Below are 21,301 nucleotides of genomic sequence, written 5' to 3'. Positions count from 1 at the left end.
CACCAAGGAGTCAGGACAGTGATCGAACCCTCTCTGCTGCAGGTCCGGGGCCTGTGCAAGACCTATCAGAACCGCACCGGCCTGTTTCGACGCCGGGCGGTGGAAGCCATCAAGCCGCTCTCCTTTGATCTCGAGGTGGGCCAGACCCTGGCCATCGTCGGCGAGGCCGGCTCCGGCAAGAGCACCCTGGCCCGGATTCTGGCGGGCATGATAGAGCCGAGCGGTGGCGAGATCGCCATCGAGGGGCAGCCGATGATCCACGGTGACTATCAGACCCGCTGCAAGCTGCTGCGGATGATCTTCCAGGACCCCAACTCCTCCCTCAATCGCAAGATCCGGGTCGGCCAGATCCTGGAGACGCCGCTGCGCCTCAACACCGAGATGACCGAGGAGGAGCGCCGCGACAAGGTGATACAAACCCTGCGCATGGTGGGCATGCTGGCAGATCACGCCCTCTTCTACCCGCAGATGCTCTCCGCCGGCCAGCAGCAGCGGGTGGCGCTGGCGCGTGCACTGATCCTCAACCCCAAGATAGTGGTGGCCGACGAGGCGCTCTCTACTCTGGATATCTCGGTACGTTCCCAGATCATCAACCTGCTGCTGGAGATGCAGGAGACCATGGGGCTCAGCTATGTGCTGGTGGCCAACGATCTGGGGGTGGTGAGCCACATCAGCGACGAGGTGTTGGTGATGCACGAAGGGCGGGTGGTGGAGCGCGGCAAGACCCTCAAGGTGTTCGCCGATCCCCAGCACGAGGTGACCCGCCGCCTCATCCAGAACTACGACAACGAATACCGCCGCTGAGCCCTGCCCGGCGGCCTGCCGCCGGCCCTTTCCCGCTGTTTCCGCTGCCCTGAAAAAGAGACAAAAAAATCCCGGCTCAGGGCCGGGAATTGCGCTCAAAAATGAATGCGTCGCTCGTAGTAGGAACGCTGCAATGGTAGGCAGCCCCCTTCGCGTCAACAACTGTCAGATCTGACAGGAAGACCGCTATGGAACCTGAACTGCGGATCCGGCGAGCGGATCAGCTCCGCCTCCAGCTGGCCGAAGAAGGCCACCCGCTCGCTGATGTCCTCTCCCGCATATTGCTCGGCCAGCGCCAGATAATCCTGATAGTGGCGCGCCTCTGAGCGCAGCAGCGACACGTAGAAGCGACCCAGCTCCTCGTCCAGATGGGGTGCCAACTTGGCAAAACGCTCACAGGAACGCGCCTCTATGTAGGCGCCGATGATCAGCTTGTCGACTATGGTGGCGGGCTCGTGGGTGCGCACGTGCTGCATCAGGTTGCGCGCATAGCGGGAGGCGGTCACCGGGCCGTAGGGGATGTCGCGGGCGGCCATCAGCTCCAGCACCTGCTCGAAGTGGTGCAGCTCCTCTTGAATAAGGCGCACCATGGGAAACAGCAGCGGATTGCGAGAGAGCCCCTCGAACACGGTGCGATCGGTCTCTCCCATGGTCCGCTTGCCGAGGATCTCGGCCTTCTCCGGAATGGCGTCCAGCTCCCGATAGAACTCCAGCTTGGGCAACAGATGTCGCTTGCCCTTGGGCAGGCAGTAGCGGCGCACCAGGCTGTGGGCGGTGAGCGCAGCCTTGTTCTCACAGTTGGCGTGATCGATGAGCAGGGTCGGCAGCTGGGCAGGATCCCGCGCCATCTCGATCCACGCATCCGGGGTCTCGCAGTGCAAAAACTGGCGCACGGGGGCTAGCAGGTCATCCATCTGAACTCTCGTCTGGTCGGGTTGATACGGCGGCGGCCCATGCTAGCGGATCCCGCCGCCACTGCCCATAGCTACGGGTACAAACGCTGCTTTTTCAAGCAGATGCGGGCCCTTTTCGGCAAGCGGAAACAACAATGGGGGCCTTGGCCCCCATCTCGTTGCAACACCTCAGCGTGGAAAACGTTTAACTGCCTTCGTTAAAAATTTCCAGGTTGCTGGTGCCTTCCTGCCACTCGCGCACCGCCTTGTTGTCATCGCTGCGCATGGCATTGAGGTGGTCGAGGTAGGATTGATCCACGTCGGAAGTAACGTAGTGGCCGTTGAACACCGAGGTCTCGAAGTGACGCAGCTCGGGGTTGATCTCCCGCACCGCCGCTTCCAGATCTTCCAGATCCTGGAAGATGAGGCCATCTGCGCCGATGAGCTTGCACACCTCTTCCACTTCCCGGCCGTGGGCGATCAGCTCGTTGGCGGTGGGCATGTCGATGCCGTAGACGTTGGGGAAGCGAATTTCCGGTGCCGCCGAGGCGAAGTAGACCTTGGCCGCCCCTGCTTCACGGGCCATCTGGATGATCTGCTCGGAGGTGGTGCCGCGCACTATGGAGTCATCCACCAGCAACACCTTCTTGCCCTTGAACTCGGAGCTGATGGCGTTGAGCTTGCGACGCACCGACTTCTTGCGCTGGGTCTGGCCCGGCATGATAAAGGTACGGCCGATGTAGCGGTTCTTCACGAAGCCCTGACGGTACGGCAGATCCAGGGTGTGGGCGATTTCCAGCGCCACGTCGCAGGAGGTCTCCGGGATGGGGATGACCACGTCCACATCGAGATCTTCCCACTCGCGGGCGATCTTCTGACCCAGCTTGCGACCCATGTTGAGGCGGGCGGCATAGACCGACACCTTGTCGATGCACGAATCAGGGCGAGCGAAGTAGACGTACTCGAAGATGCAGGAGCTCATCTGCGGGTTCTCCGCACACTGCTCGGAGAAGAGCTGGCCCTGCTCGGTGATGTAGATGGCCTCGCCCGGGGCGATGTCACGCACCGTTTCGAACCCGATGGCATCGAGTGCCACGCTCTCGGAAGCGAGCATGTACTCCACCTGCCCCTGCTCGTCGACCCGGCGACCCAGGATCAGCGGGCGAATGCCGTTGGGATCGCGAAAGCCGATGAGGCCGTGGCCAATCACCAGGGAGACCACCGCATAGGCGCCACGGATCTGTTGATGCACCTTGCGCACCGCGGCGAAGATGTCCTCCGGTTGCAGGGCCATCTTGTCGCAGCGATCCAGCTCGTGGGCCAGCACGTTCAGCAGCACTTCGGAATCCGAGGTGGTGTTGATGTGGCGGCGGGCCACCTTGAACTGCTGCTCCTTGAGCTCCTTGGCGTTGGTGAGGTTGCCGTTGTGGGCCAGCACCATGCCGTAGGGAGAGTTCACGTAAAAAGGCTGGGCTTCAGCGGCACTGGAGCTGCCTGCGGTGGGATATCTGACATGTCCTATGCCGATATGCCCTTTCAGGCGCTGCATGTGACGCACTTCAAACACGTCCTTCACCAGGCCGTTGGCCTTGCGTTGCCGGAAGTTTCCACTGTCAATGGTCACGATCCCGGCGGCATCCTGTCCCCTGTGCTGCAACACCGTCAAGGCGTCGTAGAGGGCCTGATTGACGGGGGTGGTGCCAACTATACCGACAATACCACACATGTCTTTGCTACCTCGAAGTCACTATACCTGTTTAAGAAAACTCGATGAGTTCAGCATGAACCCGAAGAACCACTGGATGACCGGCTTGAACTCGGGCACCAGCTTGGATGCCACCCACCAGTCGCTCTGGGAGAGGCTGGTGAAGGTATCCATGAAAAAAAGCAGGGCACTGACGATCAGTACCCCGCGAATGGCGCCAAAACAGATGCCGAGTACCCGATCGGTACCGGACAGCCCGGTCTTGTCCACCAGCAGCCCCACCACGTAGTTGACCACGCTGCCCAGGATCAGGGTCGCCACGAACAGGGCGGCGATGGCCAGACCGTTGCGCACCAGGGGATCGCTGAAGGAGGTGAAATAGACGGCAAGATCGGAATAGAAATGGCTGGCGATGAAGAAGGCGACGAACCAGGTGACGAGAGACATGGCCTCCTTGACGAAGCCGCGCACCAGGCTGATGAGAGCAGAGAAACCGACGATGCCGATGATGGCGTAATCAATCCAGACCATAGAAAAAGATGTCCTGCGAAATTGCGGCGCAGTCTAACAAAAACGATTGCGCAATGCTTGATAAAATTGTGTTACATGTTCAAAGAGGCGCCGGCAGCGCAGATTTATTCACGATAGAAACGGTTGACCGGCACCAGAATGCACAACGCCATGGCATGCCATGGCGTTGTCGTCTGCAATGAGCGCTTACCCGATGTGGGTCAGGCCGCCCATGTAGGATTGCAGCGCAGCCGGGATGGCGATACGGCCATCTTCCTGCTGGTAGTTCTCCAGCACGGCCACCAGGGTGCGACCCACCGCCAGGCCGGAGCCGTTCAGGGTGTGCAGCAGCTGCGGCTTGCCGTCGATGCGCACGCGAGCCTGCATGCGGCGCGCCTGGAAGTCGGTGCAGTTGGAGACGGAGGAGATCTCGCGATAGGTGTTCTGGGCCGGCAGCCACACTTCCAGATCGTAGGTCTTGGCGGCGCAGAAGCCCATGTCACCGGTGGAGAGTGCCATCACGCGATACGGCAGCTCCAGCAGTCGCAGTACCTTCTCGGCGTGTCCCACCATCTCTTCCAGCGCGTCCCAGGATTTTTCCGGGTGCACCAGCTGTACCATCTCGACCTTGTCGAACTGGTGCATGCGGATGAGACCGCGGGTGTCACGGCCGTAGGAGCCCGCCTCGGAGCGGAAGCAGGGGCTGTGGGCGGTCATCTTGATGGGCAGTTCCTGCTCGTCGAAGATCTCGTCGCGGGCCATGTTGGTGAGCGGCACTTCGGAGGTCGGGATCAGGGAGAACTTGCGTACTTTGCCCTCTTCCTCCCCTTCCCCTTCGATGCCGGTATTGAAGAGATCCTGAGAGAACTTGGGCAGCTGACCGGTGCCGTACAGGCTGTCCGGGTTGACCAGGTAGGGCACGTAGCACTCGGTGTAACCGTGCTGCAGGGTGTGCAGGTCCAGCATGAACTGGGCCAGGGCGCGGTGCAGGCGGGCGATCTGGCCCTTCATCACCACGAAACGGGAACCGGAGAGCTTGACGCCGTTCTTGAAGTCGACGCCCTTGACCGCTTCACCCAGATCGATGTGATCGCGCACCTGGAAGCTGAACTCGCGCGGGGTACCCCAGCGGCGCACTTCCACGTTGTCGTTCTCGTCGCGACCAACCGGGGTGGTGTCGCTCGGCAGGTTGGGGATGGCGTCAGCGATGGTCTTCAGCTCGGCCAGCAGGGCATCCAGCTCGACCTTGCTGGTCTCGAGCTCTTCGTTGATCTTGGAAACGATGGCCTTGAGCGGGGCAACATCTTCGCCGCGACGGGCAGCCTCACCGATGGATTTGGAGCGGGCGTTGCGCTCGGCTTGCAGCTCCTGGGTACGGGACTGCAGATCCTTGCGTTTCTCTTCCAGAGCATTGACAGCCGCTACGTCCAGAGCGTAGCCACGTGTCGCCAGACGAGCGGCGGCATCGTCGATGTCGCTGCGCAGATATTTGGGATCCAGCATGGTTTACCTACTTTTTTAAAATGGGATCTGGGCCTGAGTCATCATGACGGGCTGGGAAACAGATCCGGAAGTTAACATCGGTTGGCACACCCCTGTCGTCTTTTTGCATCGGGCCAACAAGAGCAAGCCTTCGAAATCAAGAAGATGGCACCAGGCCAAGACAAGCGGGGTCAGAGGGGCAGTGTATCAGACCGCCCCCCCGCCCGAACAGGGACTATTGCGCCCGTTTTGCCCTGTTTTCCGGGGGATGACGACCTGGATCAAATCGGCTGACCAATTAACGTGCAATCGGCCCGAATTGGTCAGGCAGAGGCGCGGCCACTCCCCTGCCCCGGTAGGTTATTTCTCCCGCTGGCGCGGGCTCTGCTTGTCCAGTTCGTGCAGGTAGTCGAGCTTCTGGCCGATCTGCTTCTCAAGGCCGCGATCGGTGGGCTGATAGTACTGCTTGCCGGCCAGCTCAGGCGGGAAGTACAGCTCGCCGGCGGCATAGGCGCCCGGCTCGTCGTGAGCATAGCGATACTCGGCGCCATAGCCCAGCTCGCTCATCAGCCTGGTCGGCGCGTTGCGCAGGTGCGGCGGCACCTCGAAGTCCGGCAGGTTCTTGGCGTCCGCCAGCGCCGCCTTCCAGGCGGTATAGACCGCATTGCTCTTGGGGGCGCAGGCGAGGTAGACGATCGCCTGGGCGATAGCCCGCTCCCCTTCCGCCGGGCCGATGCGATGGAAGCAGTCCCAGGCCGAGAGGGCCACCTGCATGGCACGGGGATCGGCGTTGCCCACGTCCTCGGAGGCAATCGCCAGCAGCCGGCGCGCGATGTAGAGGGGATCGCAACCTGCGCTCACCATGCGGGCATACCAGTAGAGCGCTGCATCCGGCGCCGAACCCCGGATGGATTTGTGCACCGCCGAGATGAGGTCGTAGAAGTGATCACCGCCCTTGTCGAAGCGGGCCACGTGCTCCCCCACCACGGCGGCGAGCAGGCTGCTGTCGATCACCCGCGCTCCGGCACTGTCGGTTTCGGCCATGTCGGCCAACAGCTCCAGATAGTTGAGGGACTTGCGCCCGTCCCCATCCACGGCTTTCGCCAGCGCCTCCTTCACCCCGGGGGCGAAGGCGAGGCTCGGGTCATTGAGGCCACGGGGGTCCTGCATCGCCTGATCGATCATGGCGAGGATGTCGCTCTCCTCCAGCCGTTTGAGCAGATAGACCCGAGCCCGGGAGAGCAGCGCGTTGTTGAGTTCGAACGAGGGGTTCTCGGTGGTGGCGCCGATGAAGGTGATGGTGCCGTCTTCGATGTGGGGCAGGAACACATCCTGCTGGCTCTTGTTGAAGCGGTGCACCTCGTCCACGAACAGTATGGTGCGCACCCCGCGCCAGCTGTTCTCCTTGGCCTTGTCGATGGCGGCGCGGATCTCCTTGATGCCGGAGGTCACCGCCGAGAGCCGCTCCACCTCGGCCTGGCAGTAGTGAGCAACCAGTTCTGCCAGCGTGGTCTTGCCGGTGCCGGGAGGGCCCCACAGGATCATGGAGTGGCAGTGGCCCGCCAGGATCGCCTTGCGCAGCGGTTTGTCGGGCCCGAGGATATGTTGTTGACCGATATACTGCTCGAGGGTTTGTGGCCGCATCCGGGCCGCCAGCGGACGAAAGTCCGACGAGAAATCCAGCGATAAATTGCTCATCTGTATTGACCGTCAGGAAGGGTGCAGGCCACCGTTGCCGGGCGGCCTGCCAATAAAGCCAGCGTCTGCTTGCGCATCAGCGCTGATCGTCCAGTGCGACCCCCGCAGGTGTCTTGAAGACAAATTCGTTGCCCTTGAGCGCCGGCTTGCGGTTGAAGTTGCTCAGGGTGAACTCGCTCCACTGCCCCTGGGCCTCTTTCACGTCAAAGCGGTTGATGTTGTTCTGGCGGTCGAAGGTGATGCGAAAGGAGGCGATCAACTCGTCCTGGTTGCGGCTGGTGACGGTGTAGACGTCCCCCTGCTGGGTCACGTCGTAGTTCTTCCAGAGCGAATCGTCGTTGCCGGCGATCAGCACGAAGGGGGTGTTGAGCACCGCATCCTTCATCTTGAGGGCGGTGACCTGCTCGACGAAGGGATCGTAGATCCAGACATCCTTGCCATCGGCCACGATCAGGCTCTCGTCCGGCGTGGTGGTGTGCCAGTTGAAACGGTTGGGACGCTGTACCAGCAGGGTACCGCCGGCACGCTGCAGCTCCTTGCCCTTGCTGTCATAGACCACCTGGGCGAACTTGGCGGAGAAGAGGCTCACCCCCGCCAGTTTCTGCTTGAGATCGCTGGCCGCGTCGGCCCACGCCTGGCTGCTGGCCACCAGCAGCACAGTGCCCATCAACAGTTGTTTTTTCATCACGCTTTTCATAACGGCTATCTCGATAAAAGGCCACGCCCGCAAAGGGCATGGCCAGGATGATAGAGGGGTGAGCCTTAGTCCCGCACCGGCGGCGGGGCCAGCACGTCGCGCTGACCATTGCCGCCCGGGGCGCTGACGATGCCCTGGTTTTCCATCTGCTCGATGAGACGGGCCGCCCGGTTGTAACCAATCTTGAACTTGCGCTGCACGCTGGAGGTGGAGCCGCGGCGCGACTCCACCACGAAGGCCACCGCCTCGTCAAACAGGGGGTCGAGCTCTTCGTCGTCACCACCGCCATATTCGCCGCTGCCGCCCTCGCCGCCCAACTCGCCGGAGAGGATCTCCTCGATGTAGTTCGGCTCGCCGCGCAGTTTCCAGTCCGCCACCACCTTGTGCACCTCGTGGTCATCGACGAAGGCGCCGTGCACCCGGGTCGGGTTGGAGGTACCAGCCGGCATGTAGAGCATGTCGCCCATGCCGAGCAGGGATTCGGCGCCACCCTGATCGATGATGGTACGGGAGTCGATCTTGCTCGACACCTGGAACGAGATACGGGTCGGGATGTTGGCCTTGATGAGGCCGGTGATCACATCCACCGACGGACGCTGGGTCGCGAGAATGAGGTGAATACCAGCCGCCCGCGCCTTCTGGGCGATACGGGCGATGAGCTCCTCCACCTTCTTGCCGACGATCATCATCATATCGGCAAACTCGTCCACCACCACCACGATGTGAGGCAGTTTTTCCAGCTCAGGCGGCATCTGATCCATGGAGTCGCCCGGACGCCACAGCGGATCCAGCAGGGGGTCGCCCTCTTCGATGGCCGCCAGCACCTTGTCGTTGTAGCCCTTGAGGTTGCGCACCCCGACCGCCGACATCAGCTTGTAGCGACGCTCCATCTCGCCCACGCACCAGCGCAGGGCATTGGCGGCATCCTTCATGTCGGTGACCACCTCGGTCAGCAGATGGGGGATCCCTTCGTAGACCGACAGCTCCAGCATCTTGGGGTCGATCATGATGAAGCGCAGATCGTCCGGCGTCGACTTGTAGAGCATGGAGATGATCATGGTGTTCACCCCCACCGACTTACCGGAGCCGGTGGTACCGGCCACCAGCAGGTGGGGCATCTTGGCGAGGTTCACCACCACGGGTTCGCCGGCGATGTCCTGACCCAGGCCCATGGTGAGCGGGTTGCGGCTGCCCGAGAACGCCTCGCAGTCGAGGGTCTCGCGCAGGTAGACAGTCTGACGCACCCGGTTGGGCAGCTCGATCCCCACATAAGTCTTGCCCGGGATCACCTCCACCACCCGCACGCTGCTGGCCGACAGAGAACGGGCCAGATCGCGGGAGAGGTTGGTGATCTTGCTCGCCTTCATACCGGGTGCCAGATCCAGCTCGAAGCGGGTGATGACGGGGCCCGGATAGACGCCAACCACCTTGGCCTGCACGTTGTAGTCGGCGAGTTTCGCCTCCACCAGCCGGCCCATGCGCTCCAGCTCGTCCTTGCTCATCATCTGGGTCTTGGCGGGCGGACGGTCCAGCAGCTCGATGCTCGGCAAGGGGGGCAGCCCTGGTTGCAGGCGGCGCTTGGGCTTGCCAGGAGTTGGGGCAGCCGGTGCCGGCGCCTCCTCATCCCCTTCGGCCCAGGGCAAGTCGAGATCATCGTCCTCGTCATCGGCCGTCACCAGCGCGGGCTGACGACGGGCGCCGGCCGCGGCGGCCCGCTTGGTGCGGGTAACCGGCGCAGGCTCATCATCGTCGTCGTCAAACTGCGGATCGAACTGGAAGGTATCCTCGTCGAGCTCGGGCAGCCACTCCTCGGACTTGGCCTTTTGGCCCTTGGCAGCCGCCTTCTCCCTGGGACGACGGGTCCAGCCGGTGTGCGGCTCATCCTCCTCGTCGTCACCCAGCTCGATGGCACCCACGCCCCCTTCCAGCAGGGGATCCGGCCCCTCGTAACGGGGCTGGCGCCAGCCGCCGGTGAGCCAGCGGCCCAGGGTAGCAGGAAAGTGATAAACGGCGCTGACCGAACCGGTGCAGGCGGCACCGATCCGCTCGACGATGGTGAGCCAGGACCAGCCGGTAAACAGGGTGATGCCGGTGGCCACGAAGCAGAGCAGCAGCAGGTTGGCCCCGACGCCGCCAAACAGCGGCACCACGGCGGAGGAGATAACGTCCCCCACCAGGCCGCCGGCGGAGAAATTCTGCAGATCGTTGAAGTTCATGCTGGCGATGGCGGACATGCCGAGCACGGTCAGGATGAAACCGACGATGCGCACCGACAGGGTAAGGTAGTCCACATCGAGCAAGCGGCTTGGACGCCAGAACAGGCTCCAGCCAAGCAGCACGACCAGGGGGGGCACCAGGTAGGAGAAAGCCCCGAAGGTAAACATGGTGATATCGGCGAGCCAGGCACCCGCGCTGCCGGCGAGGTTCTTCACCTCCCCTTGCCAGGAGGTCTGGGACCAACCGGGATCGGCGGGGTGGTAGGACAACAGGGCAAGCAAGAGATAGGCAGCCATCAGGGTGATGGCGATCAAGACGGCTTCGAAGATCCGTTGTGTACCTGATAAAGGAGTAAACAGCTTTTTATCGGCCAAACTCCGGCTCCTTTCTGAAAACATGTAATGCAGGGGGATAAGGGGGCCTAGTATCCCTGAAAAGCCCACCGGTTGTCAGCCAGTGCCCGATGTGCCGACCGTATTCACAACCGGCACGATAAGAAGAAACGAGCGGACCAGCCGCTCGTTTCTGAATGTCGTGACTTGTCGCAAGGCTGGCAAGCCACAGCATAACCCAACTCAACGGGTGCTGATCACCAGCCGACTGCTCTGTTTGACCTCTTCCATCACCACGTAGGTGCGGGTGTCGTTGACGCCGGGCAGACGCAGCAGGGTTTCCCCCAGCAGGCGGCGGTAGGCCGACATGTCGCTGACTCGGGTCTTGAGCAGATAGTCGAAGTCGCCGGAGACCAGATGGCACTCCTGGATCTCTTCGAGCACCTGAACAGCCTTGTTGAACTGTTCAAATACATCCGGGGCACCGCGATTGAGGGTGATTTCCACGAATACCAGCAGAGACGCATCCAGATAATGAGGGTTCAGAATGGCGGCATATCCTTCGATATACCCTTGTCGCTCGAGGCGACGAACCCGTTCCAGACACGGTGTGGGACTCAGGCCAACACGTTTGGACAACTCAACGTTCGAAATTCTGCCATCCTTTTGCAGCTCATTCAGAATGTTGCGGTCAATCCTGTCCAAATCCTTTAGCCGACTCTTAGCTTCCATCATTTATTCCATCCTTTGGCTATTTTTTGGTAAGAATCACCAGTCATTTTATAATTATGGTCACAAATCCTGTCAATACCTGAATATGCTAGGCGCAAATGTTGCTGAAAATAACTGCAACATAAAACACCAATCGATAGTCGAGGGATAGCATGATTATCGGTGTACCTGAAGAAATAAAAAACCATGAATACCGCTTAGGCATGGTTCTGGCCAGTGTACGTTAACTAACAGCACGAAACCATACCGTTTTCGCCCAAAGCGGCGCAGGAAGCGGCAATGAGTTTGCCAATGCAGATTATCACGCTGCCACTGCTGCTATTTTGTCCTGTATTGCCGAGCTTTTCGCCAGGGCAGAGTCACCACAACGATTAGCCAAGGCCGCCAAGCCGGTTGTCCCCCTCGCGCTTCCCTTCTTTTTATAGATGTACGTCCCGCCCACGGCGGGCCCCATTGCGCCAGAAGCTGTCAATCCTGGCGAGCTTGTCTCCATCTGATCGAGGTCCGGTTCACTTGTGCCGGCAATCAGTACGCACGAGCCCCACTCCCCTCCCCTTGTTGTCGGCCGTGGGGCCACCAGGCATTGCTCACCCGGGCCCATGACGACCGCCAGGGAACACCCGTGACAAGAGACCGTTTCCCCTTCAGGAAGGACCTTTAGGCCGATTGATGCAATCGACGCACTGGCCTTTGACCCCATATCACGAATTACCTACAATCGCGCAAACTCATCACGTCTCGGAAATCACATCATGAGCCAAGTCACTCATAGCAAACTGCTGATCCTGGGCTCCGGCCCGGCGGGTTACACTGCCGCCGTCTATGCCGCCCGTGCCAACCTCAATCCGCTGCTCATCACCGGCATGCAGCAAGGCGGTCAGCTGACTACCACCACCGAAGTGGAAAACTGGCCCGGTGACCCCGAGGGTCTGACCGGTCCGGCCCTGATGGAGCGCATGAAAGAGCATGCGGAGAAGTTCGATACCCGCATCCTGTTCGATCACATCAATGAAGTGGAGCTGACCCAGCGTCCGTTCCGCCTCAAGGGCGACAACGGCGAATACACCTGTGATGCGCTGATCATCGCCACCGGCGCCTCCGCCAAGTACCTGGGCCTGCCTTCCGAAGAGGCCTTCAAGGGCCGCGGCGTCTCCGCCTGCGCCACCTGTGACGGCTTCTTCTATCGCAACCAGGAAGTGGCCGTGGTCGGCGGCGGCAACACCGCCGTGGAAGAGGCACTCTATCTGGCCAACATCGCCAAGAAGGTGCACCTGATCCATCGCCGCGACGAGTTCCGCGCCGAGAAGATCCTGATCAAGCGCCTGCATGACAAGGTCGAGAGCGGCAATATCGTGCTGCACACCCACCAGACCCTGGACGAAGTGCTGGGTGACGACATGGGGGTGACCGGTGTACGCCTGCGCAACACCCAGAACGACACCACCACCGACCTGCCACTGATGGGCGTCTTCATCGCCATCGGTCACCAGCCCAACACCCAGATCTTCGACGGCCAGCTGGAGATGCAGAACGGCTATCTGAAGGTGCGTGGCGGCCTCGACGGCTTTGCCACCCAGACCAGCATTGAAGGGGTTTTTGCCGCCGGTGATGTGGCTGACCATACCTACCGTCAGGCCATCACCTCCGCCGGTACCGGCTGTATGGCCGCCCTCGATGCAGAGCGTTATCTGGACGCGCAATAAGCACAAGGGATATAAAAGGCATGCCGCAAGGCATGCCTTTTTGCTTTAAGGAGCCGGATGAAACAGAAAATATTGATTGTCGAGGATAGTCTGACCATTCGCCGCATGCTGATCCAGGCCATTGCCCAGCAAACCGGATTAGAGATCGATGCGTTCGAAACCCTGGAGGGGGCCCGACACTGTCGGGGAGAAGAGTATGTGGTTGCCCTGGTGGATCTCACCTTGCCGGATGCCCCCAGCGGAGAAGCGGTCAAGGTATTGCTGGAGCGCGGCCTGCCGGTGGTGATCCTCACCGCCGACATCAGCGAGGATAAACGGGAAGCCTGGCTTGAGGCCGGGGTGCTCGATTACGTGATGAAAGATTCACGCCACTCCCTGCAGTATGCCGTCAGCCTGGTCCATCGCCTCTACCTCAACCAGCGCATCGAAGTGCTGGTGGTCGATGATTCCCGTACCTCCCGCCACCGCACCATGGCCCAGCTGCGCAAGCAACTGCTGCGGGTGCACGAGGCGAGCCATGCCCGTGAAGCGCTGGCCCAGCTCGAGCAGAACCCGGCCATCCGGTTGGTACTGGTCGACTACTATATGCCAGAAATTGACGGGATCAGCCTGGTACGCATGTTGCGCGAGCGCTACAGCAAGCAGCAGCTCGCCATCATCGGGATCTCGGTGTCGGACAAACGCGGCCTCTCCGCCCGCTACCTAAAACAGGGTGCCAACGACTTCCTCAACCAGCCGTTCGAGCCGGAAGAGCTGCAGTGCCGGGTCAGCCACAATCTGGAGGCGCTGGAGCAGTTCAACAGCATCCAGGAGTCGGCCAATCGCGACTACCTGACCGGGCTCTACAACCGGCGCTACTGGTTCAACGAGGGTCAGAAATGGTTCGAGGAACACCAGCGCCAGGAGACGCCGCTTGCACTGTGCGTACTCGATGTGGATCACTTCAAGCAGGTCAACGATCACTGGGGTCACGCCATCGGCGATCAGCTGTTATGTCACCTCACCCGTCTGCTCACCCAGTTCTTCCCCGACGCCATGATCGCCCGCTTTGGCGGCGAGGAGTTTGCCCTGATGGTGCCTCACTGCACCGTGCCCGTGCTGCTCAAACGGCTGGAAGGGTTGCGCCAGCAGATGCGCCAGCAACCGCTGTCACGGGAAACGCTACTGTTCGTTCGCGCCAGTTTCGGGGTGATCCAGGTCGGGCGCGTCTCCATGGACGAGGCATTGAGCGAAGCGGATCGCCTGCTCTATCAGGCCAAGAACACCGGTCGTGACAAGATAGTGTCTCAAGGCTCAGCGGCCTGATCGCACCATCCCGGATGCTCGTCGTGTAGTACCGCCCGACCGCAGCCCCTCCCCGGGCACACGTCGGGTTCCCCTCCTGTTACCTCCCGTCATGTCACAGCTCTGCTCAGTAGGTCTTGTCGACCCGCACGCCATCGTCGAAATAGAGGATGCGCACCTTGTCGCCGTTCATGAACACCATGGCCGGATCGTAATCCTGAATGACGTTGATCAGTCCGTTCTGTTCGTTGCGAATAAGCAGTTCCACCAGCTTGTTCTCCACCACTGTGCCGCCGGATTGATACTGCTGCGCCGCAGCGGCGCCCGCCAGGGCCCCGACGGCAGTGGCGATTTCCCGACCGTGGCCGCCACCGAACTGGTTGCCAAGCAGGCCACCCAGCACGGCGCCGCCCAGGGTTTTCCAGCCTGAACGCTCGGATTCCAGGATCTGACGCTGGGTGATGTTGCGCACCGTTTCAACCTGGCCAAACACCACCTGATTCACGGGCCTGGCGGTATTGCGCTCGTAGACCTGGGCCCAGGCGGGCGCAGTGACAAAGCAGAACAAGCTGGATACTATCAGGATAATGGCCTTCATCTATGAACCTCGTTGCCTTATGTCTCGCTATCTTACCCAATTGGATGATGAGCTGTGCTGGTTTCCCGACCCCGAGCACGCCCTGGATGAACCCAACGGCCTGCTGGCGATCGGTGGCGATCTCTCCCCCGCCCGCTTGCTGGCAGCTTACCACAAGGGGATCTTCCCGTGGAACGAACCCCACCAGCCGCTGCTGTGGTGGTCACCCGATCCCAGAGGCGTGGTGCTGCCGACGCAACTGCACATCGGCCGCAGCCTGCGCAAATTTATCCGCCGTACCCCATTCGATATTTCCATCGATCGCGCCTTTAATGAGGTGATAGCGGCCTGCGCCGCCCCCCGTCGCAGTGCCAGTGGAACCTGGATAAGCACACCCATGATCGACGCCTATCGACAACTGCACCGCCTTGGCCATGCCCACTCCATCGAGATTTGGCAGGATGGCCGGCTGCAGGCCGGCCTCTACGGCCTATCCCTCGGCCGGGTGTTCTGTGGCGAGTCCATGTTCAGTCGCATTGACAATGGCGCCAAGCTGGCCATGGTGGCCCTCTGCCAGCACTTTGCCCGGCATGACGGGGCCCTGATAGATTGCCAGATGCAGAACGACTTTCTGGCCACCATGGGAATAGAGGAGTGGCCGAGAAGCAAATTCCTGACGACGCTGACCCAGCTGAGCCGGCAACCACTGGCGGCCGGCTGCTGGCAGGCGGGGAGCATGACACTATGACCGAAGAAGTGATCCTCAAGGTAGGACTGACCCCCAAGCATCAGTGCAGCTATCTGGGTCATGAACAGGAACAGCTGCTGGTATTGATGGATCACAGCCTGCTCAACGCCAGCGGTTACGAGCGCCTGCTGACGGCCGGCTTCCGGCGCAGTGGCAACGACATCTATCGCCCCCACTGCCCATCCTGTAATGCCTGCCAATCCCTGCGTATCCACAGCGAACGGTTCGTGCCCAGCCGCAGCCAAAAGCGGATCCGTCAGCTCAACCGGGATATCGAGCTGGTACTGAGCTACGACGACAAGCCCGAATACTACCAGCTCTATGAACGTTACATTCGCGAACGCCACCATGACGGCAGCATGTATCCCCCCAGCCGCACCCAGTACAAGGGGTTTCTCCACTGCGACTGGATGCCTCCCCTCTACCTCGAGATGCGCAAGAACCATCGGCTGATCGGCGTGGCCACCACGGATCTGCTGCCCCACTCCCTCAGTGCCATGTACACCTTCTTCGATCCGGACCATGCCGACCGCTCACTCGGTACCTTCGCCATTCTGAGCCAGTTGGAACTGGCCAGGCGTACCGGCCGCAGCTGGCTGTATCTGGGCTACCTGGTGGAAGAGTGCCGCAAGATGAATTACAAGAGCCAGTACCTGCCTCATGAGCGCCTGATACAGGGAGAATGGAAAAATATCGACAGCAAGCCCGAGTAAACTTTACACATAGCCTTAAATCCGGCATGATCCAGCGGATTTTTGTTGTGGCTTATCAAGAGGATTCAATGGCTAAAGAAGACAGTATTGAGATGCAGGGCACTATTCTCGAAACCCTGCCCAATACCATGTTCCGTGTGGAACTGGAGAATGGTCACGTGGTTATCGCTCATATTTCCGGCAAGATGCGCAAAAACTACATCCGTATCCTGACTGGAGACAAAGTAACGGTAGCTCTGACTCCGTACGATCTCTCCAAGGGACGTATTGTTTTCCGCTCTCGCTAAGCCAGGAATTCAGCAAAAAACCCCAACCTTTCGGTTGGGGTTTTTTGTGGTCTTTCGACCGTTCAATGCTTAGTGGGAAACGGCTTCAACATCGACCTGATAGTCAAAGCTGAGGCTGTCGTTTATCAACTCAACCTTCACAACCCCCCCATCGACCAGCGCCCCGAACAGGATCTCGTTGGCCAGGGGTTTCTTGAGGTGTTCCTGGATGACCCGCCCCATGGGTCTTGCCCCCATGGCCCTGTCATATCCTTTCTCGGCCAGCCAGTGGCGGACACCCTCGGACACTTCAAGGGATACCCCTTTCGCATCCAGCTGTACCTGCAACTCGACGATGAACTTGTCGACCACCTGATGGATGATCTGCATGTCCAGATGGTTGAACCAGATGATGTGATCAAGCCGGTTGCGAAACTCCGGACTGAACGTCTTGTTGATCACCGCCATGGCATCGTGGCTCATATCCTGCTGCTGGAAGCCGATGGACTTGCGCTGGGTCTCCTGTACCCCTGCGTTGGTGGTCATCACCAGGATCACGTTGCGAAAATCCGCCTTGCGCCCGTTGTTGTCAGTCAGGGTGCCGTTGTCCATCACCTGCAGCAGCAGGTTGAACACGTCCGGATGCGCTTTTTCGATCTCGTCCAGCAGCACCACTGAGTGCGGATGCTTGAGGACAGAGTCGGTCAGCAGACCCCCCTGCTCGAACCCCACATAACCGGGAGGCGCCCCGATCAGACGAGAGACGGTGTGGCGCTCCATGTACTCGGACATATCAAAGCGCAGCACCTCCACGCCAAGCGCCTTGCCGAGCTGCTGGGTGACCTCGGTCTTGCCTACCCCGGTCGGGCCGGCAAACAGGAAGCAGCCCACAGGGCGACGCTCGTTGCCAAGCCCCGAGCGGGAGAGGCGAATGGAGTCTGTCAGTACCTCGATGGCCTTGTCCTGGCCAAAGACCACCATCTTGAGATTGCGCTCCAGGTTCTTCAGCACTTCCTTGTCGGAAGAGGAGACTGATTTCTCCGGGATGCGGGCAATCTTGGCGACGATGGTTTCGATCTCCTGCACATTGATCACTTTCTTGCGCTTGCTCACCGGCAGCAAGCGTTGACCCGCCCCGGCCTCGTCGATCACGTCGATCGCCTTGTCCGGCAGATGACGGTCATTGATGTACTTGGCGGATAGCTCCACCGCGGCACGGATGGCCTTGACGGTGTAACGTACCCCGTGGTGAGCCTCATAGCGGCTCTTGAGGCCCATCAGGATACGCGTAGTGTCATCCACGCTGGGCTCGACAATGTCGATCTTCTGAAAGCGACGCGCCAGGGCGCGGTCTTTTTCAAAAATCTGGGAGTATTCCTGGTAGGTGGTGGAGCCGACGCAGCGCAGCAAGCCATTGGAGAGCAGTGGCTTGATGAGGTTGGCCGCATCCAGCTGACCACCGGAGGCAGCCCCCGCCCCTATGATGGTGTGGATCTCGTCGATGAAGAGGATGGCCCCTTCCTGGCGCTCGATCTGCTTGAGCAGCACCTTGAGGCGCTTCTCGAAATCACCGCGATATTTGGTTCCCGCCAGCAGCGACCCCATATCCAGGGAGTAGATGGTACTGCCCGCAATCACCTCGGGCACATCACCCTTGACGATACGATAGGCCAGCCCTTCCGCGATGGCTGTCTTGCCCACCCCGGCTTCGCCCACCAGCAAGGGGTTGTTCTTGCGACGGCGGCAGAGCACCTGGATGGTACGGTTGAGCTCCTGATCGCGCCCGATGAGGGGATCGATACGCCCTTCCAGTACCAGCTGATTGAGGTTGGTGGCAAAGCTCTCAATCTGGGCAGCAGAGACCTCATCGTCAGACTCGACGTTGTTGTTGCTGTTGTCCGGTTTGCTGTCTTTGCGTACCCCATGGGAGAGGAAGTTGACCACATCCAGCCGGCTGATCTCGGCCTTTTTCAGGAAGTAGGCGGCCTGGGACTCCTGCTCGCTGAAGATGGCAACCAGCACGTTGGCTCCACTGACCTCGGTGTTGCCGGAGGACTGAACGTGAAACACGGCGCGTTGCAGCACCCGCTGGAAGCCCAGTGTGGGCTGAGTCTCGCGGTCTTCATCATCACGGGGAATAAGCGGGGTTGTTTGACTGATGAATGCGCTGATCTCTTTGCGCATCTGCTCCACGTCAGCACCACAAGAACTCAGCGCCTCATTGGCTGAGCTGTTATCCAGCAGGGCTAACAACAGGTGCTCGACGGTCATGAATTCGTGGCGCTCGTCACGGGCCAGTTTGAAAGCCTCGTTCAGCGTCTTTTCTAGATCTTTATTCAACATAGGCACCTCCCCTAGTACAGCAACAATGTGGTGTCGTCATCGCCATCAAGTCATCAGATTCAAGCCTTTTCCATGGTACAGAGCAGTGGATGTTCGTTGTTACGTGCATAGGTGTTGACCTGGACCACTTTGGTTTCGGCAATCTCGGCGGTGAATGTGCCACAGACTCCCTTACCACTATAATGCACGCTCAGCATCACCTGAGTGGCCTTGTCCAAATCCATACCAAAGAACTTTTGCAGCACCTCCACCACGAACTCCATCGGTGTGTAGTCGTCGTTGTTCAGGACGACCTTGTACATGGGTGGCGGTTGCAGCTTGGTTTTCTCTGCCTCTGCAATCTCTTCATTAGCAAAGAGTTCTTTCTGCTTGCTCATAGTCGCGCTTTGGTACCTCTAGATTACTACCGCCTAACACAAGATTGGTCAATAGACTTGTTAACCAGATCACATCAGTTGTTAACAACTCCTTGACTCGCTCAAAAGTTAGACTAGATTGGTTACTTGCTAATCGGCGCCCGTCTGCTATGGGCTATGTTACTAGTTATAAAGGGCTGGCGCAGGTTACTCAACGACTTCAAGGTAATCAATAAAAGGATGTAGATGTATGGCAACCGGAACAGTCAAGTGGTTTAACAACGCAAAAGGATTTGGGTTTATCTGTCCGGAAGGAGGTGGCGAAGATATTTTCGCCCACTACTCCACGATACAAATGGAAGGCTACAAGACGTTGAAAGCAGGTCAAGCAGTCAACTTCGAACTGCAGCAGGGGCCGAAGGGCAATCATGCCTCTGTCATTGTGCCAAACGAAGCACAGAACATGTAAGAGTCGAACTGGATAAATAAAAAAACCGGCAACCTTGCGGCTTGCCGGTTTTTTTATTGCTGCGATCCTAGAGGAGAAGTGCATTCTCCTGGCGGGTCAGGCAAAGATCATTTTGCGTTGTCGTGATAGTCCTGACAGGCGCTCAGGGTGTTTTCCATCAGGCTGGCGACCGTCATGGGGCCCACCCCACCCGGTACGGGCGTGATGAAGGATGCGTGGTTGCGGGCCGTCTCGAACTCCACGTCACCAACCAGAGATCCATCAGCCAACCGGTTGATACCCACATCGATCACCAGTGCCCCCGGCTTGACCCACTCACCCGGGATGAAATTGGGTTTGCCAACGGCGACCACCAGCAGGTCGGCACGGCGAACCTGCTCTTCCAGATCCTGAGTGAAACGGTGGCAGGTGGTGGTAGTACAACCGGCCAACAGCAGCTCCAGTGTCATCGGCCGGCCAACGATGTTGGACGCACCGACCACCACCGCATGCAAGCCGTGTGTCTTGACCCCGGTCGTTTCAATCAAGGTCATGATGCCCTTGGGCGTGCAGGGGCGCAGTGCCGGAATTCGCTGTGCCAGTCGACCCACGTTGTAGGGGTGGAAACCATCCACATCCTTGTCAGGACGAATGCGCTCCAATACCTGAGTCGTATCGCAGTGAGCCGGCAAGGGGAGCTGCACCAGAATACCGTCAACGTCTGCGTCTTCATTCAGCTTATCGATCAGTGCCAGCAACTCTTCCTGGCTTGCCGTCGCATCCAGATCGTAAGAGCGGGAGATAAAGCCCACCTCTTCACAGGCACGCCGCTTGCTGCCGACATAGACCTGAGAGGCAGGATCTACCCCAACCAAGATCACCGCCAGACCCGGCGCCCGTTTTCCTTGTGCCAACCGCTGTTGGACTTGCGCTGCGACCTGATTGCGAATCGTTTGCGCAACCTGTTTTCCATCAATGATTTTGGCAGACATCGTTCTTCACTCACCATGTGTTCAACTGCCGCGCATTGTCGCATTTTTTTGCCACGGGTGTTAGCGGCTCTCGCATGGAGGGCAATAAGTAGGCATTTGAATTCATTGGTGGAAAAATTCGTTGACGCTGGCTTTCCCGCTTGGGTATGATGCCGGCCCGTTGCCCAGTACAGCCGCTGTCGCTATGCTGGAGGCGAGATTTTCGGTGATTAGCGCAGCCCGGTAGCGCATCTGGTTTGGGACCAGAGGGTCAAAGGTTCGAATCCTTTATCACCGACCAGGTTTTTCGACATGCCGCCAGGCTTGTCGAGGTAATGCGCCCTTAGCTCAGTCGGATAGAGCAACGGCCTTCTAAGCCGTGGGTCGCAGGTTCGAATCCTGCAGGGCGCGCCATTGATGATATGCATCTCTCCGATGCAGGCATTAATGGCTATCTTCAGTGGTGGTTGTAGCTCAGTTGGTAGAGTCCCGGATTGTGATTCCGGTTGTCGTGGGTTCGAGCCCCATCAGCCACCCCATTATCTCCTTTCAGAAGACATCCCGTCTTATCTATTTAAATCCTGTAGACATAAATCGCCTCTTCAATGCCCTGCCCGTTCCTGAAAAAATGCCCGTAACGGGTCGCACAGGGGACACTCTAAAATGCATCAGCATTGGTGTTGGCGGTTGCCAGCAACCCGTCTCGGACCTTGTGGGCATCACAGAGGGAACAACTTGGCATAAGTCGGTGGGGCTGATGTAGTCAAACCTGGACAGCTATTTGGAACAGCGGCCGCATCAGGGCAGGATGATGGAGGGTCA

General features: G+C 59.6%; 19 protein-coding genes and 3 tRNA genes. 10 read left to right on the top strand and 12 right to left on the bottom strand.

Translation table 11 applies throughout. From position 1 onward, the window contains the following. The first annotated feature begins 18 nt into the window (after positions 1 to 18). On the top strand, positions 19 to 804 hold the full coding sequence (locus tag CAK78_RS05435; protein WP_005300064.1) for a peptide ABC transporter ATP-binding protein: 786 nt from the start codon (positions 19 to 21) through the stop codon (positions 802 to 804). A 155-nt stretch (positions 805 to 959) separates the two neighbouring features. Here CAK78_RS05435 and miaE read toward each other — a convergent pair whose 3' ends face one another. The 8 genes from miaE to lrp all read right to left on the bottom strand — a co-directional run bounded on the left by miaE (position 960) and on the right by lrp (position 11,073). Beyond that, positions 960 to 1,718 (bottom strand): tRNA isopentenyl-2-thiomethyl-A-37 hydroxylase MiaE, encoded by a 759-nt coding sequence (miaE, locus tag CAK78_RS05430; RefSeq protein WP_094696618.1) that lies wholly within the window; start codon positions 1,716 to 1,718, stop codon positions 960 to 962. A 184-nt stretch (positions 1,719 to 1,902) separates the two neighbouring features. After that, positions 1,903 to 3,423, bottom strand: coding sequence for an amidophosphoribosyltransferase (gene purF, locus CAK78_RS05425; RefSeq protein WP_005300060.1), 1,521 nt, complete (start codon positions 3,421 to 3,423; stop codon positions 1,903 to 1,905). A gap of 21 nt (positions 3,424 to 3,444) precedes the next feature. After that, complete coding sequence (locus CAK78_RS05420) at positions 3,445 to 3,933, bottom strand: CvpA family protein (protein ID WP_094696617.1); 489 nt, start codon at positions 3,931 to 3,933, stop codon at positions 3,445 to 3,447. A gap of 186 nt (positions 3,934 to 4,119) precedes the next feature. After that, complete coding sequence (gene serS, locus CAK78_RS05415) at positions 4,120 to 5,415, bottom strand: serine--tRNA ligase (RefSeq protein WP_094696616.1); 1,296 nt, start codon at positions 5,413 to 5,415, stop codon at positions 4,120 to 4,122. A 339-nt stretch (positions 5,416 to 5,754) separates the two neighbouring features. Beyond that, complete coding sequence (locus CAK78_RS05410) at positions 5,755 to 7,092, bottom strand: replication-associated recombination protein A (RefSeq protein ID WP_094696615.1); 1,338 nt, start codon at positions 7,090 to 7,092, stop codon at positions 5,755 to 5,757. 76 nt (positions 7,093 to 7,168) lie between these two features. Continuing rightward, positions 7,169 to 7,777: an outer membrane lipoprotein chaperone LolA gene (gene lolA, locus CAK78_RS05405; protein WP_094696614.1), complete on the bottom strand. Its 609-nt coding sequence runs from the start codon at positions 7,775 to 7,777 to the stop codon at positions 7,169 to 7,171. A gap of 77 nt (positions 7,778 to 7,854) precedes the next feature. Next, positions 7,855 to 10,380, bottom strand: a complete 2,526-nt coding sequence (locus CAK78_RS05400; protein WP_094696613.1) for a DNA translocase FtsK — start codon at positions 10,378 to 10,380, stop codon at positions 7,855 to 7,857. A gap of 201 nt (positions 10,381 to 10,581) precedes the next feature. After that, positions 10,582 to 11,073, bottom strand: a complete 492-nt coding sequence (lrp, locus tag CAK78_RS05395) for a leucine-responsive transcriptional regulator Lrp (protein ID WP_005300047.1) — start codon at positions 11,071 to 11,073, stop codon at positions 10,582 to 10,584. Positions 11,074 to 11,822: 749 nt separating this feature from the next. Between lrp and trxB the strand changes: the two genes are divergently transcribed. Both trxB and CAK78_RS05385 read left to right on the top strand, forming a co-directional pair. After that, entirely contained in the window at positions 11,823 to 12,773 is a 951-nt protein-coding gene (trxB, locus tag CAK78_RS05390; protein ID WP_094696612.1) for a thioredoxin-disulfide reductase, read from the top strand. A gap of 57 nt (positions 12,774 to 12,830) precedes the next feature. Further along, positions 12,831 to 14,078: a diguanylate cyclase gene (locus tag CAK78_RS05385; RefSeq protein ID WP_094696611.1), complete on the top strand. Its 1,248-nt coding sequence runs from the start codon at positions 12,831 to 12,833 to the stop codon at positions 14,076 to 14,078. A gap of 106 nt (positions 14,079 to 14,184) precedes the next feature. On the opposite strand, the gene CAK78_RS05380 is transcribed toward CAK78_RS05385, so the two are convergent. Then, a complete protein-coding gene (locus CAK78_RS05380; RefSeq protein WP_017765515.1) occupies positions 14,185 to 14,655 on the bottom strand; it encodes a glycine zipper 2TM domain-containing protein in 471 nt (156 codons plus the stop codon). Between the two features lie 19 nt (positions 14,656 to 14,674). Between CAK78_RS05380 and aat the strand changes: the two genes are divergently transcribed. From aat to infA, 3 genes are all read left to right on the top strand, one after another. Beyond that, positions 14,675 to 15,382 carry a leucyl/phenylalanyl-tRNA--protein transferase gene (gene aat / locus CAK78_RS05375; RefSeq protein ID WP_094696610.1) on the top strand — a complete coding sequence of 236 codons (708 nt, stop codon included), beginning with the start codon at positions 14,675 to 14,677 and terminating at the stop codon, positions 15,380 to 15,382. Beyond that, the gene (locus tag CAK78_RS05370; protein WP_065017773.1) at positions 15,379 to 16,095 is read left to right on the top strand and encodes an arginyltransferase; all 717 of its coding nucleotides are present in this window, start codon (positions 15,379 to 15,381) and stop codon (positions 16,093 to 16,095) included. The genes aat and CAK78_RS05370 overlap by 4 nt, the downstream gene beginning before the upstream one ends. A gap of 68 nt (positions 16,096 to 16,163) precedes the next feature. Further along, entirely contained in the window at positions 16,164 to 16,382 is a 219-nt protein-coding gene (infA, locus tag CAK78_RS05365; protein ID WP_005300033.1) for a translation initiation factor IF-1, read from the top strand. 69 nt (positions 16,383 to 16,451) lie between these two features. Here infA and clpA read toward each other — a convergent pair whose 3' ends face one another. Beyond that, on the bottom strand, positions 16,452 to 18,704 hold the full coding sequence (gene clpA, locus CAK78_RS05360; RefSeq protein WP_094696609.1) for an ATP-dependent Clp protease ATP-binding subunit ClpA: 2,253 nt from the start codon (positions 18,702 to 18,704) through the stop codon (positions 16,452 to 16,454). Positions 18,705 to 18,763: 59 nt separating this feature from the next. Further along, positions 18,764 to 19,081 carry an ATP-dependent Clp protease adapter ClpS gene (gene clpS / locus CAK78_RS05355; RefSeq protein ID WP_005300028.1) on the bottom strand — a complete coding sequence of 106 codons (318 nt, stop codon included), beginning with the start codon at positions 19,079 to 19,081 and terminating at the stop codon, positions 18,764 to 18,766. A 229-nt stretch (positions 19,082 to 19,310) separates the two neighbouring features. Between clpS and cspD the strand changes: the two genes are divergently transcribed. Further along, positions 19,311 to 19,529, top strand: coding sequence for a cold shock-like protein CspD (gene cspD / locus CAK78_RS05350; protein WP_005300025.1), 219 nt, complete (start codon positions 19,311 to 19,313; stop codon positions 19,527 to 19,529). A gap of 107 nt (positions 19,530 to 19,636) precedes the next feature. On the opposite strand, the gene folD is transcribed toward cspD, so the two are convergent. Next, positions 19,637 to 20,500, bottom strand: a complete 864-nt coding sequence (folD, locus tag CAK78_RS05345) for a bifunctional methylenetetrahydrofolate dehydrogenase/methenyltetrahydrofolate cyclohydrolase FolD (protein WP_005300012.1) — start codon at positions 20,498 to 20,500, stop codon at positions 19,637 to 19,639. A gap of 203 nt (positions 20,501 to 20,703) precedes the next feature. Here folD and CAK78_RS05340 point away from each other — a divergent pair. The 3 genes from CAK78_RS05340 to CAK78_RS05330 all read left to right on the top strand — a co-directional run bounded on the left by CAK78_RS05340 (position 20,704) and on the right by CAK78_RS05330 (position 21,018). After that, positions 20,704 to 20,780, top strand: a tRNA-Pro gene (locus CAK78_RS05340). Between the two features lie 36 nt (positions 20,781 to 20,816). Beyond that, positions 20,817 to 20,893: transfer RNA gene (locus CAK78_RS05335), tRNA-Arg, on the top strand. A gap of 49 nt (positions 20,894 to 20,942) precedes the next feature. Further along, positions 20,943 to 21,018, top strand: a tRNA-His gene (locus CAK78_RS05330). Positions 21,019 to 21,301 lie beyond the last annotated feature (283 nt).

The organism is Aeromonas sp. A35_P, from assembly GCF_002259925.1.
Classification (GTDB): domain Bacteria; phylum Pseudomonadota; class Gammaproteobacteria; order Enterobacterales; family Aeromonadaceae; genus Aeromonas; species Aeromonas dhakensis.
The sequence above is the reverse complement of the archived record's forward strand: the minus strand, read 5'-3'. Positions and strand labels throughout refer to the sequence as shown.

What these genes read in the sequence shown, in the direction of transcription:
- miaE (WP_094696618.1), bottom strand. Translation starts at nt 1,718, where the DNA reads ATGGATGACCTGCTAGCCCCCGTGCGCCAGTTTTTGCACTGCGAGACC.
- purF (WP_005300060.1), bottom strand. Translation starts at nt 3,423, where the DNA reads ATGTGTGGTATTGTCGGTATAGTTGGCACCACCCCCGTCAATCAGGCC.
- CAK78_RS05420 (WP_094696617.1), bottom strand. Translation starts at nt 3,933, where the DNA reads ATGGTCTGGATTGATTACGCCATCATCGGCATCGTCGGTTTCTCTGCT.
- serS (WP_094696616.1), bottom strand. Translation starts at nt 5,415, where the DNA reads ATGCTGGATCCCAAATATCTGCGCAGCGACATCGACGATGCCGCCGCT.
- CAK78_RS05410 (WP_094696615.1), bottom strand. Translation starts at nt 7,092, where the DNA reads ATGAGCAATTTATCGCTGGATTTCTCGTCGGACTTTCGTCCGCTGGCG.
- lolA (WP_094696614.1), bottom strand. Translation starts at nt 7,777, where the DNA reads ATGAAAAAACAACTGTTGATGGGCACTGTGCTGCTGGTGGCCAGCAGC.
- lrp (WP_005300047.1), bottom strand. Translation starts at nt 11,073, where the DNA reads ATGATGGAAGCTAAGAGTCGGCTAAAGGATTTGGACAGGATTGACCGC.
- trxB (WP_094696612.1), top strand. Translation starts at nt 11,823, where the DNA reads ATGAGCCAAGTCACTCATAGCAAACTGCTGATCCTGGGCTCCGGCCCG.
- CAK78_RS05385 (WP_094696611.1), top strand. Translation starts at nt 12,831, where the DNA reads ATGAAACAGAAAATATTGATTGTCGAGGATAGTCTGACCATTCGCCGC.
- CAK78_RS05380 (WP_017765515.1), bottom strand. Translation starts at nt 14,655, where the DNA reads ATGAAGGCCATTATCCTGATAGTATCCAGCTTGTTCTGCTTTGTCACT.
- aat (WP_094696610.1), top strand. Translation starts at nt 14,675, where the DNA reads ATGTCTCGCTATCTTACCCAATTGGATGATGAGCTGTGCTGGTTTCCC.
- CAK78_RS05370 (WP_065017773.1), top strand. Translation starts at nt 15,379, where the DNA reads ATGACCGAAGAAGTGATCCTCAAGGTAGGACTGACCCCCAAGCATCAG.
- infA (WP_005300033.1), top strand. Translation starts at nt 16,164, where the DNA reads ATGGCTAAAGAAGACAGTATTGAGATGCAGGGCACTATTCTCGAAACC.
- clpA (WP_094696609.1), bottom strand. Translation starts at nt 18,704, where the DNA reads ATGTTGAATAAAGATCTAGAAAAGACGCTGAACGAGGCTTTCAAACTG.
- clpS (WP_005300028.1), bottom strand. Translation starts at nt 19,081, where the DNA reads ATGAGCAAGCAGAAAGAACTCTTTGCTAATGAAGAGATTGCAGAGGCA.
- cspD (WP_005300025.1), top strand. Translation starts at nt 19,311, where the DNA reads ATGGCAACCGGAACAGTCAAGTGGTTTAACAACGCAAAAGGATTTGGG.
- folD (WP_005300012.1), bottom strand. Translation starts at nt 20,500, where the DNA reads ATGTCTGCCAAAATCATTGATGGAAAACAGGTTGCGCAAACGATTCGC.